12 protein-coding genes and 1 pseudogene are annotated in these 11,300 nt (G+C 59.9%); 12 read left to right on the forward strand and 1 reads right to left on the reverse strand.

The features are described from left to right. Nucleotides 1-449: 449 nt before the first annotated feature. On the reverse strand, nucleotides 450-650 hold the full coding sequence (locus EOA29_RS12220) for a hypothetical protein (RefSeq protein WP_127220948.1): 201 nt from the start codon (nucleotides 648-650) through the stop codon (nucleotides 450-452). Nucleotides 651-821: 171 nt separating this feature from the next. Between EOA29_RS12220 and EOA29_RS12225 the strand changes: the two genes are divergently transcribed. The 12 genes and pseudogenes from EOA29_RS12225 to EOA29_RS12280 all read left to right on the forward strand — a co-directional run. Continuing rightward, a complete protein-coding gene (locus tag EOA29_RS12225) occupies nucleotides 822-1,457 on the forward strand; it encodes a response regulator transcription factor (RefSeq protein ID WP_126095617.1) in 636 nt (211 codons plus the stop codon). Nucleotides 1,458-1,609: 152 nt separating this feature from the next. Then, nucleotides 1,610-2,095: a hypothetical protein gene (locus EOA29_RS41295; RefSeq protein WP_189478875.1), complete on the forward strand. Its 486-nt coding sequence runs from the start codon at nucleotides 1,610-1,612 to the stop codon at nucleotides 2,093-2,095. 263 nt (nucleotides 2,096-2,358) lie between these two features. Beyond that, entirely contained in the window at nucleotides 2,359-5,052 is a 2,694-nt protein-coding gene (locus EOA29_RS12235) for a phosphoenolpyruvate carboxylase (RefSeq protein ID WP_127220956.1), read from the forward strand. A gap of 44 nt (nucleotides 5,053-5,096) precedes the next feature. Next, entirely contained in the window at nucleotides 5,097-6,401 is a 1,305-nt protein-coding gene (glyA, locus tag EOA29_RS12240; protein ID WP_127220949.1) for a serine hydroxymethyltransferase, read from the forward strand. Beyond that, the gene (locus EOA29_RS41300) at nucleotides 6,398-6,568 is read left to right on the forward strand and encodes a hypothetical protein (protein WP_189350341.1); all 171 of its coding nucleotides are present in this window, start codon (nucleotides 6,398-6,400) and stop codon (nucleotides 6,566-6,568) included. Before glyA ends, EOA29_RS41300 begins: the two co-directional genes overlap by 4 nt. 345 nt (nucleotides 6,569-6,913) lie before the next feature. Then, a complete protein-coding gene (locus tag EOA29_RS12250) occupies nucleotides 6,914-7,225 on the forward strand; it encodes a hypothetical protein (protein ID WP_127220951.1) in 312 nt (103 codons plus the stop codon). Between the two features lie 10 nt (nucleotides 7,226-7,235). Beyond that, nucleotides 7,236-7,619, forward strand: a complete 384-nt coding sequence (locus EOA29_RS12255) for a hypothetical protein (RefSeq protein WP_126089994.1) — start codon at nucleotides 7,236-7,238, stop codon at nucleotides 7,617-7,619. Nucleotides 7,620-7,629: 10 nt separating this feature from the next. Further along, nucleotides 7,630-7,797, forward strand: coding sequence for a hypothetical protein (locus EOA29_RS12260; RefSeq protein ID WP_189350760.1), 168 nt, complete (start codon nucleotides 7,630-7,632; stop codon nucleotides 7,795-7,797). A gap of 10 nt (nucleotides 7,798-7,807) precedes the next feature. Next, complete coding sequence (locus EOA29_RS12265) at nucleotides 7,808-9,205, forward strand: amino acid permease (RefSeq protein ID WP_127220952.1); 1,398 nt, start codon at nucleotides 7,808-7,810, stop codon at nucleotides 9,203-9,205. A 60-nt stretch (nucleotides 9,206-9,265) separates the two neighbouring features. Continuing rightward, nucleotides 9,266-9,964 carry a hypothetical protein gene (locus EOA29_RS12270; RefSeq protein WP_127220953.1) on the forward strand — a complete coding sequence of 233 codons (699 nt, stop codon included), beginning with the start codon at nucleotides 9,266-9,268 and terminating at the stop codon, nucleotides 9,962-9,964. A gap of 8 nt (nucleotides 9,965-9,972) precedes the next feature. Next, nucleotides 9,973-10,257: a hypothetical protein gene (locus tag EOA29_RS12275; RefSeq protein WP_127220954.1), complete on the forward strand. Its 285-nt coding sequence runs from the start codon at nucleotides 9,973-9,975 to the stop codon at nucleotides 10,255-10,257. 705 nt (nucleotides 10,258-10,962) lie between these two features. Next, a pseudogene (locus EOA29_RS12280) lies at nucleotides 10,963-11,300 on the forward strand (aminotransferase class V-fold PLP-dependent enzyme); the annotation flags it as partial.

The raw sequence follows: 11,300 nt of genomic DNA on the forward strand, positions 1-11,300 counted from the left end.
AGTCTCTCGGCCTCCCTCGACTCCTTGTCTCTGCCCAAGCTTAATCCGATCGAACCGCCGTGGTACGGACCCGTATGCCCGGTGGTGTGGGAGGGGCGGCGCCGTGAGGCGTCCCCCTATCCCGATCTTCGGCCCCCAACCAGCGCTCGTACCCTTGGTCAACATGCATTCATCGACCCTTTTTGTGGGATTAAGACAGAGATACCGCTTGCATTGAAAACTAGTCCTCCTCCTGGTCCTTAGGTTCGCCGGACAATACGAGAGAATACGAAGGAAATGGGTTGGCGAACCACCCGCTAACGTATTGATTTTCTGTCGAAAACAATGACCCTCCGGGCCCACCATAACCGTTGACTATTGATAAAAAGTGACCTCAGCCCAAAACGTTTTGGGCCCATTATGAGCCCAGAGAGTCGGCGTCGGCCACGTTTTGTTCTTGCTCGATTTGTTCACTTGACGACTCGCAGGGCGGCTCGTCGCTTCATGGCATCGCGTTCGTTGATCGCACGGGCGATATCAACTGCGATCCGAAAGGGTTCCCAACCCTGGTCAACTCCATGTGCAAAAAAATTCATGCCAAGAAAAATATCGAGCACCATCCGGTCTGGGGTTGTGGCGAAAAATTGTACTAGAAGGAAAATAAAATTCATGGTATGAATTTAGAATGCGCTATTCAACGAGACCGGTAACGCTGGGACCCGAAGCAGGTCGGAGTCACCGATCAATCGTGGAAGAGAGCAGGGGAGAAGGTGCTGGAACCCAAGGTGATGCGCCTGCGTGCCGCCACGGTCGGTTCTGGGCATTGGGATCAAGTGATATCGATGGGCGGAGAGACAAGGTTCAGAGTCTTGATCGCGGAGCGCAACCCGCTTGTGGTTGCTGCACTGACCGACATGATCTCGCGGGATCGTCGCTTTGATCTTGTCGGCAATGTGCAGACCGGCGAAGCCTTTCTCCAGGCGGCATCAGCCGCGACCGCTCAATTCGATCTTGCCGTGGTCGGCTGGAAACTGTCCGACATGAACGGCGCCAGCTTGCTTACGGAAATGCAGCAGCGCAACCTTTGTGCGCGCATCGTGATCTTTTCCAATGACCACGACGTAGCCATTCTCAGGCAGTGCGTGCGCCTCGGCGCCCAAGGGTTCTGCTATCAGTTCGACGACCCGGCGGTCCTATTCGACACACTGACCGCGGTCGCGCAAGGCCGGATTTGTATCCCCTATGTAGATGTCTCGAAAATCAACGACACGCCGCTTTCGCGGCTGACGACACGCGAGAGAGAGTTGCTGTCGGTGCTGGCCGATGGCTGGACCAACATTCAGATCGCAGCCCGCACCGGAATTTCTGAGAATACCGTCAAATATCACCTCAAAAATCTGTACGAAAAACTGGACGTTCGCAATCGAGCGATGGCGGTGGCGCTCTATGCCGGTGAAAGAAATCGCGACCGTCTTTGAGTTCAAGAAAATTGTCGCCGGCATCGGCTAGCGGCCTGCCAATTCGAGGCCGGCCGGATAAATCTCCTGCCTTAGGCGAAGAGGTATCCTGAATATCTAAAGCGCGTCGCGCTGAAGCGGAGCCAGGCGACGCGCTTTAAGTCTTTGTTTTGATGCATGTCGTTCCCCCAAAACCGCTGCGCACTTTTGGGCGACATGCATTAAACGTGCTCGGAAGGGCGACGGCACAGTCGAGTCGCCGGAGCGCACAAGGGTATCACAAGCCTCGCGGCTTCAGCGTAAAGTATGCGGTCCGCAGCGCGAACCACGCTCATACCAACGATCGCGCCAAGAACGCCTTGCGTTCTGAGCGGCAGCAGATCGGTACAGTCGCCCATTCTGACGAAAATTCTGCTGATCTGTACAGGAACGCCGTGAATCTGGACGAAAGGCTCGTCGTCGCTCTCCCTCCATTCTTCGAGAGCTTCAAGCGCATCATGGAAAGCGTTCTGAAGGGTGATTGGAGCATGCCCTTCGAAGAGACCAGGAAGCACTTGCTGCACGTCCATATCCTTTCGTTCCGCATGATAGCGCCGGACAACAAGCGTTATTCCGAAGGCCAGCGATTTTTACCAAGGTGCAACATTTTTGCATATTAGGCAAGTAGCGCTTTGCGGGCGAGACGCACTGGACCAACGATTGGATAGGATTGTGATTTCTGCCTGGCCGGGTAGTCCTGGACACCCTTGCCGACCACCATCTGGACTGGGCATCGACCTACCCAATCGAATGGCAAATCTACCCGTCCGGGCGTTTTCAAGGAGCAAAAAAACCTGTCTGCTTCCAAATGGCTTTCTTAGTTTCCCGAGGCGCCTGCTCAGGTCGGCCGTCCGGGATAACGCCTAGACGAATGGGTGCCGCTTTGGACGACAGCAGACTGCTCAGCTGTCACGAGGACGTCAGAAGCCTTCTGTTCAGGCTGCTGACCTCTGTCGTCAGCGAACGTGAACCTGGGATAGCCGGCGTTCCGGCCGGGCGTGTTGGTCTCGACACTCTCGCCGATGCTCAGCGCATCCCTGCTCTCCAGGCGACCGGGATATGGTTCCAGCTCGTCGCTATCGCCAACGAATTGCTCGCGATGCGTTCACGTCGCGAGCTCGAGCAGATGGGTGGCGCGGATGAGGTGATTGGCTCCTTCGCCAATGTCGTGGGCGAGATCGCCGCGGCCGGCTATCCGGCCGAGGAACTGCAGGGTGCCCTCGATAGGCTGAATGTCGGGCCAACCATGACCGCCCACCCGACCGAGGCCAAGCGCGTCACTGTTCTCGAAATTCATCGGCGCATCTACCGTAAGCTCACCGAACTCGAGCAGCAGCGTTGGGCGCCGCGCGAGCGCGAGCAGCTGATCGACGATCTCAGGAGCGAGATCGAGCTATTGTGGATGTCGGGGGAGTTGCGACTTGAACGGCCCTCGGTCGAAAGCGAGATTGCATGGGGGCTGCATTTCTTCCGGGAGGTGATCTTCGAGGCGACGCCGAAGATCTATGATGCCATCGAGGAGGCGTTCGCCCGTCACTACCCGAAATACGATCTCAAGGTGCCGTCCTTCATGCGCTACGCGTCGTGGATCGGTGGAGATCGCGACGGCAATCCAAATGTCACGGCCAAGACCACCGCTCAGGCGCTCACGGAATGCCGCCAGGCAGCCATCAATTGGTACATCCAGCAGGTTCGCCGGTTGGTCGCCGTGCTCAGCATCAGCGCGAATGTCGTCGACATTCCGGAAGACTTCAACAAGGCGCTCGGCCACGCGCTGCATCGATCCGGCGCGGCTCGGGAGATCGTGGCGCGCAATCCGGGAGAGCCGCTGCGGCAGTTCGCGGCCGCGATGCTGGATCGCCTGCGGGCTATGCTCGGTGAGACGGCGGCCAAGCCGTATGCCCGGTCAGAGTTGTTCAAGACCGACCTGCGGCACCTCGAAACGGTCCTTGCCAAAGTGGGCGGCAACCACGTTGCGCGGCGCTTTGTTCGCCCTTTGCGCCAGCAGGTCGAGACCTTCGGCTTTCGTACGGTCGCATTGGACATTCGCCAGAACTCGACGGTCGTCAATCGGGTGCTGTCCGAGCTTTTCAAGCACATGGATGCGGACAAAGCACCGGCGCTCGATACGCCGCAATGGGCCCAGCGCATTCGTTCGGCACTCAGCGCCGGCGAACAGCTTAGGATCGATCGGCAATCGCTCTCCGAGGAGGCGCGGGAACTTCTCGACCTATTCGACGTCATCCGCGAAGCCTCCTCAGGGCCGAACGGCGGTGCGATTGGCGCCTTCATCTTGAGCATGACTCGTTCTTCCGAGGACCTGCTGGCAGTTTATCTGCTCGCCCAATATTCCGGTATGGCCACCGCGCTCGACGGCAGCGGTGCGATCGCACTGCGCGTCGTGCCGCTTTTCGAGACTATCGGCGACCTGCGCGCCGCGCCTGATGTTCTGGATCAGCTTCTTTCAGTCTCGATCGTGCGCCGTTCCGTGCGCGACTTCGACAACCGGCAGGAAGTCATGCTGGGATACTCCGACTCCAACAAGGACGGTGGTTTCCTTGCTTCGAATTGGGAATTGAATAAGACGCAAAGACGCATCCACGCCCTCAGCCAGAAGCGCAAGATCGCCATCAGCTTCTTCCACGGCCGCGGCGGCTCTGTCAGTCGAGGCGGTGCGCCGACAGGTCGAGCGATCGCTGCTCAGCCTGCCGGCACAGTTGGCGGGGCGATGCGCGTGACCGAGCAGGGCGAAGTCGTGTCATCGAAATTCGCAAATCGCGGTACGGGACTCTATCAGCTCGAGATCCTTGCTGCGAGCGTCTTCGCCCATACCGTCAAATCACACAATGAGCCTGAGTTAAGGGACATCCCTGAGTTCAGTGAGGCGCTGGAGGCTTTGACCGGCATGTCGCAGGCGTCCTATTCGGGCCTCATCAACGAGCCGGGCTTCATCGACTATTTCAACCAGGCGAGCCCGGTGGAAGAGCTGTCGCTGCTGAAGATCGGTTCGCGTCCGGCCCGCCGCTTCGGCGCGCGCGACATTTCCGATCTGCGCGCCATTCCCTGGGTTTTTGCCTGGAGCCAGAACCGGCATCTGCTGACCAATTGGTACGGCATCGGCAGCGCGCTCAACTCGTTCCTCACTGTTCGCGGCAACGCCGGGTTGGAATTGCTCCGGCAGATGTTCGAGCGCTCGCGCTTTTTCCGCCTCATCGTCGACGAGGTCGATAAGGGACTTTGCCAAACCGACATGGAGATCGGCCGGCTCTACGCTGGGCTGGTGCAGGACCACGAGGTGGGCGAACGGATATACCGCAAGATCGCCGCCGAATATGCTTTGACCCGCAAGACCATTGCCGAGATCAATGGCGGCCTGAAGGTTTCGCAGCGCTTTCCGGCCTTCAAGCAGCACTTCGACCGAATCAGGCCGCAGCTGGATGGCATACATCGGTTGCAGGTGCAGCTTTTGCGCGAAGTTCGCGCGCAGGACGGCACGACGGCCAAGCCCAAGCGTGCGGTCAACGCGCTGCTGCTTTCGATCAATTGCATTTCAACCGGTCTGGGCTGGACCGGGTGAGACCATAGTGTTGGCGTTGTGTCGCGCCGCAAGGGAGGAGCTTCATGAACATCTCGACCAAACCTGACACCGGCGCCGCAAGTCGTTTCTTCAGCGCAGGAGTAGCTGTTGCGGACCATGCCGTCAGCGACGCCATGCAGCGGGAGCTCTCTCGCCAGCGCAAGGAGATCGAGTTGATCGCTTCCGAAAACATCGTCTCCAGAGCGGTGCTCGAGGCACAGGGTTCGGTGCTGACCAACAAATATGCGGAGGGTTATCCCGGCCGCCGGTACTATGGCGGCTGCCAGTTCGTCGACGAAGTCGAGGATCTGGCGCGCGAGCGCGCCAAGGCGCTGTTTGGCTGCTCGTTTGCAAACGTACAGCCGAACTCCGGCAGTCAGGCCAACCAGTCGGTCTTCATGGCGCTGATGCAGCCCGGCGACACCTTTCTGGGTCTTAACCTCTCCGCCGGCGGGCATCTCACGCACGGCGCGCCGGTCAACCAGTCCGGCAAGTGGTTCAACGTCGTTTCCTACGGGGTGCGGCCAGACACCCATCGCATCGACCTCGATGAGGTGCGCGACCTGGCGCGCAAGAACCAACCCAAGGTGATTCTTGCCGGCGGGTCGGCCTATCCCCGCATTATCGATTTCAAAGCGTTTCGTGAGATCGCCGACGAAGTTGGGGCCAAGCTGTTCGTGGACATGGCGCATTTCGCCGGCCTGGTGGCCGGCGGCGTCCACCCCAATCCCCTCGAACACGCCCACGTGGTGACCACGACCACACACAAAACCCTGCGCGGCCCCCGTGGCGGCATGGTGCTCTCCAACGACGAGGAGATCGGGAAGAAGATCAACTCGGCGGTGTTTCCTGGTCTGCAGGGCGGGCCGTTGATGCACGTCATTGCTGCCAAGGCAGTTGCCTTCGGCGAGGCGCTGGCGCCGGAATTCAAGGCCTATGCGTCAAACGTCGTCGCCAACGCCAAAATCCTTGCAGAGACACTTGCCAATGGCGGTGTCGACATCGTCTCAGGCGGCACCGATACGCATTTGATGCTGGTCGACCTGCGGCGCAAGGATCTGACTGGCAAGGCAGTGGAGACCGTGCTTGGCCGCGCCCACATCACCTGCAACAAGAACGGCATTCCCTTCGATCCGCAAGGACCGACGGTCACGTCCGGTGTCCGGCTCGGCACGCCGGCGTGTACGACGCGCGGTTTCCTCGCCGACGAGTTCCGTCAAGTCGGCCGTCTGACGATGTGCGTCATTGATGGGTTGGCCGCAAAAGGCGAGAGCGGCAACGCAGCTATCGAGGCGGCTGTGCGCGAGGAAGTGCAGGATTTGGTCGGCCGATTTCCGATCTACGAGTGACCCTTGCCGGAGCAGAGGTGTTCGCCCGTGAAGTCGGAATTGCCCTTGCTGAGCAGGCCGGCATGACCGACCTGGAGCAATTCCAGGAAAAGTGTGTAGCGGTTTTCCGTCCGGAATTGCGTAAGAACAAAGAGATAGAGCGGTTCGCCGTTTCCATGAAACGGTGAAACGCTCTCGCGTTCAACCGTTGATGGATCAGCGCCGGAAGCCCTGCCGAGCGCAATTCCGCTGGGGATCAAGGCGGTTTTGCGGCTTTCGACGGCCGCTCCGCGCAACCGAAAAGGCGTGGCCCCAAACCTGTCGAGACGATGGTGAACGCGTGGCGCGCGAAGGCAAATCTATATCCGGGTTCAAATCTGTTCAGGAGCATCTCTGCCTTACCGACGCCATCCACTATCTGCACCGCGTCACTTGACAGGAAATTAACTTTGCCGGATATTCCTGTTGGGAAATTAATTTTCCCTACCGCAAAAGCGCAATGAAGCCGAAAATGGCCGCCTGGAGGAGAACAAATGGAAGCGACAATCAGTAGTCGAACTGGCGAACTCAGCCTCAACCAGCGCATCGACAAAATGCACACTCGCGATCGCGCAGGCCTGTTGGCCTTCGTCATCGTGCTGTGGGGCACACTTCTTTTCGCGCTGTTCAGCGTCTGGCCGTACATCTCGATCCCCGCCATGCGCATCATCCTGTCGGTCGCATGCGGACTGGTGTTGGCGTTCAACACGGCGGCCATTGTCGCCATGCTACGCCATTATGTGGAAGACAAGCATTTCATCTACGGCCTTGACATCAAGCATCTCGACGAGATGCGCAGGCGCTAAGGAGCTGGCAATGGCATATCAACCTCCCAAACAGGGCCTCGCCGGTCAGGTCTTCGACGTCATTACCCTGCTCGTGCTGACGGTGGGCGCCCTCTATTTGCCCCTTTACCTGGGCTTTGCCGGCGCCGCCAAAACGCCTAACCCGATCGCCAATCCGACCTGGGAAGCGCTCGGTCAGAATGCGACCGAGGCCAAGCAATGGGCAGCGATCGGAATTACCGACCCGGCTGCGGCGAACGACATCATCACCGCCCGCTTCGATTACAGTTTCAGTTGGGCCCCGCTGCTCGTCATGGCGGTGCTGGTGATTGGCTATTTTGTCTTGGTCGTGCGGCTTTCGGACAGGGAATACCGCGAAGTGATCGAAGAACGCTTCGATCCAAAGCGGCGATAGGAAGGCGACCATGGATATCTGGAACATTCTTGAGTACGTGGCCTGGGCCCTCTCAGCCATGTTCGGTGCGCTGATGCTCATGAATCTCATTCGCATCGACACCACCTACGACAACGAGTTGCTGACCTCATCACGCGAAGGCGAGATCGAGGTGACGGCCGAACGCCACCAGATCTGAGGGGACGGAAATGACAAACGTGACTATAACCGCACCCGCAGCCGAGCGGCTTCAACTCCTGCGCGTTCTTGGCCCCGCCCATATCTGGGCGCTCGGCGTCGGCATCGTGCTCGTCGGCGAATACATGGGCTGGAACTTCTCTGTCGGCAAAGGCGGCATGATCGCCGGGCTCGCCGCCTGCTGGGTGGCTGGCCTGCTCTACACCTGCGTGGCGATGATCGACTCCGAAGTGACGTCGACCATTGCTGCCGCCGGTGGCCAGTACGCTCAGGCCAAGCATATCGTCGGGCCGTTGATGGCGTTCAATGTCGGCCTGTTCCTTGTCATGGCCTACACCATGCTCGAGGCGGCCAACGCGATTACGGTCGGCTATCTGCTTGACACGGTCGCTGGGATGATGGGCCATACCGGCCTCAACCAGAAGCCGTTCATCATCCTTTCCATCATGTTCCTGGCGTGGCTCAATTTCCGCGGCGTTTTGGCTACACTGACCTTCAATCTGGTCATCACGGCCATTGCCTTCCTGGCAATCATTGCCCTGTTCGTCTCGGTGCAACTCGGTGCCTCCGCCGTGCCGATGGACTTTTCGGCGATCACGACCTCTCCGCTTCCCTATGGCTGGATCGGCATCGTCGCGGCCCTGCACTTCGGCTTGTGGTACTATCTCGGCATCGAGGGAACCTGCCAGGCGGCTGAAGAAGTCCGATCGCCAGCGCGTTCGCTGCCCTACGGCACCATGGCCGGCATCATGACGCTGCTGATTGCCGCGACCATGACCTGGTATGTCTGCTCAGGTCTCCTGCCTTGGGAATATCTCGGTCAAGCCGGAACGCCGCTCTTCGACGCCGCGCGCGTCACGGGCAACACCGGCCTGATGGTGCTGCTCTTCGTCGGTACGATGTTTTCGACACTCGCTTCTGCGAACGGATGCATCAACGACGCTTCGCGTGCCTGGTTCTCGATGGGCCGCGACCGCTACCTGCCGAGCTGGTTCGGCGCGGTGCACCCGGTCTACCGCACGCCGTACCGGTCGATCGTATTCCTGGTTCCCATCGCGCTCATCTTCGCGCTCGGCGCGCCGCTCGACCAGGTCGTGACCTTCTCGATCTTGTCGGGCCTGCTCGGATACACCTTCATGACCTTCAACATGGTCATGTTCCGGCGCAAGTGGCCGCTCGACACAATCAAGCGCGGTTACGTGCATCCGCTCCACCCGCTGCCGGTGATTGTGCTTCTGACGCTATGCGCTGCTGCCTATTTCGCCGTTTTCCTCGGCTATGGCACGCAGCTCAGCGCGATGATGTGCTTCTACATCGTGGCATCGCTCTGGTTCCATTTCCGGCGCTACCAGTTCGTGCGTCGGGGTGACCAGTTCACCATGCCCTGGCCGAAGCCCGCCGGTTATTGAACCCGTTAAACGTGGCGGCGTGCCTTCTGCGCCGCCATGTTCTCATCAAGGCGATCTCGAATGATCACCGCAATCGCTCTTGCCGCATTTGTCGCCGCTGCCTGTGCCTGGATGGGCAAGCGGGCGATCAGCGACCATCGTGCCATCCTCGCGCAGCGCAGGAGGCTTCTTGACGAGGCGTCGACGCTTTTTCCAGACGCTCGGATCACCTTCGCTCCCGACCAGTTTCCTATTCTCACAAGCCGCCTTGAGGACGGCAGGCAGGTCCGGGTTGAGCTCCTTGCCGACACCATGGTGACGCGCCGACTGCCGCAGCTGTGGCTCAGAGTGACACTAAGCGAACTTCGCGAGTGCAGCCGGCCAGCGATTGGTGCGCTCGCCCGCCCGACCGGTGCTGAATATTATTCGCTCGTTCACGACTTGCCTGAATGGATGGCGCCGCCGGACACGGACACTTCACTATTGATGCGAGGCGACGGTCGCGCCACTGCGTGGCAGGTCGAGCGTGCCGCAACGATGTTCCGCAGCCTCTTTTCCGATCCGGGCGTGAAGGAAGCCGTCATTGCGCCGCGCGGCACCCGGGTGATCCGTCAGGCCGCCCAGGGCGAGCGCGCGGCACATCTATTCCTGCGGCAGATCCGCTTTGCCGTTGTGACGATTTCAGCCGACCTCGTCAGCAAGGCGGTCGTGGAGGCGAAGTCATTGAGCGAGGCGCTGGCTGCGGGCGAGTCCACTATTCCAGTCTACGAAGCCGCCTGAGGTCGTCGATGGACAAGCCAATCAATCCTTATCTGGTCCTTGCTCTGGCGATACTCTTCCCCGGGGCGGGTCACTTCGCTGTGCGCGACGCAAAGCGCGGGCTGGCCTTTGCTTTCTTCGTGCTTTTCTTTTCGGTGATCAGCTACATGACGACAACACCGGATCAGTCGTACATCGGGCGACATGCGTTCGGGTTGTTCGTATGGGCTTTGTCCATCCCGGATGCCTATCGTCGGGCCCGGATCCTGGCGACGGTGGCAGCAAGCGGGGGGCATCACAGCCGTCTCGCTTGAGCGAAGATACTGCGAGTTCGCGCCGGTTCGTGCTCGCGTCGGCAGTCGCCAGGGCCACCAAGCCGCAACGAGGCCTTCTTGTCAGTATTCCATTTCGCTGCCGCGTGGCGTCGCGCAGCGAGGCGTGTAATGCATCGACGATGGTACTTTTCGGCGCCGCCTCCGCAAGAAAGTTCGGCTGATAGCTGGTCGCCAGAGCGACGCATGCGCTTCCAGTGGCGCCGCATCTTGAAAGCCCGCGGTTTCCGCCAAATTCCACAGCGGCACCGGCCGTCAGTCATCGCGGGTGCGCTGCACGAGTGCGATGACTGGACGGATTGCACCAGCCTTTGCGAGGCCGCATCACGTCGAACCACTCCCAACCGGTAGGATGTCTGACCGTCGTCGGATGGTCCGTTGGGTTGGGCGGTTGATGCAGGTCGCAATTCAAACCATCCCACGCGGGCACGTTCTGCGCCCACCGGCAGCGGTCTCAGAGCGCAGGTTCGGTTTCCGTGTTTGCCGGTGCCATAGGCAAACTCGACAGCGCGCGGGTAGGGTCTGACCTATCCGATAGGCGCATCTGGGCTTCTGAAAGTGTGGGCTCGACCCAATGCCAGAAGGCTCATGGAATCTATCTGGACAGGTGTTGTGAGCGGATGGGCAATCCCGATGATGGTTCGGCAGGGCACTTTGTCTGCGAAGTCTTTCGGGAGGATCCTCTTTATGGCCGGCTTTACCCATCTTTTCATCCCAGGACCGACCAACATTCCCGAAGAGGTCCGGCAGGCCATGAACCTGCCGATGGAAGACATGCGTGCTGCTTCCTTCCCCAATCTCACGCTGCCGCTGTTCGAGGACATCAAAAAGGTCTTCAAGAACGAGACCGGCCGCGTCTTCATCTACCCCTCGTCAGGCACCGGCGCCTGGGAGGCGGCGATGACCAACGTGCTCAGCCCCGGCGACCGGGTGCTGATGTCCCGCTTCGGCCAGTTCTCGCATCTGTGGGTCGACATGGCCGAGCGCCTCGGCTTCGAGGTCGACGTCATCGACTGCGAATGGGG

Source organism: Mesorhizobium sp. M1E.F.Ca.ET.063.01.1.1 (assembly GCF_003998155.1).
Taxonomy (GTDB): Bacteria; Pseudomonadota; Alphaproteobacteria; order Rhizobiales; family Rhizobiaceae; genus Mesorhizobium.

Coding starts and splice junctions, on each gene's coding strand:
- EOA29_RS12220 (WP_127220948.1), bottom strand. CDS start 650: ATGAATTTTATTTTCCTTCTAGTACAATTTTTCGCCACAACCCCAGAC.
- EOA29_RS12225 (WP_126095617.1), top strand. CDS start 822: ATGGGCGGAGAGACAAGGTTCAGAGTCTTGATCGCGGAGCGCAACCCG.
- EOA29_RS41295 (WP_189478875.1), top strand. CDS start 1,610: ATGCATGTCGTTCCCCCAAAACCGCTGCGCACTTTTGGGCGACATGCA.
- glyA (WP_127220949.1), top strand. CDS start 5,097: ATGAACATCTCGACCAAACCTGACACCGGCGCCGCAAGTCGTTTCTTC.
- EOA29_RS12250 (WP_127220951.1), top strand. CDS start 6,914: ATGGAAGCGACAATCAGTAGTCGAACTGGCGAACTCAGCCTCAACCAG.
- EOA29_RS12255 (WP_126089994.1), top strand. CDS start 7,236: ATGGCATATCAACCTCCCAAACAGGGCCTCGCCGGTCAGGTCTTCGAC.
- EOA29_RS12260 (WP_189350760.1), top strand. CDS start 7,630: ATGGATATCTGGAACATTCTTGAGTACGTGGCCTGGGCCCTCTCAGCC.
- EOA29_RS12265 (WP_127220952.1), top strand. CDS start 7,808: ATGACAAACGTGACTATAACCGCACCCGCAGCCGAGCGGCTTCAACTC.
- EOA29_RS12270 (WP_127220953.1), top strand. CDS start 9,266: ATGATCACCGCAATCGCTCTTGCCGCATTTGTCGCCGCTGCCTGTGCC.
- EOA29_RS12275 (WP_127220954.1), top strand. CDS start 9,973: ATGGACAAGCCAATCAATCCTTATCTGGTCCTTGCTCTGGCGATACTC.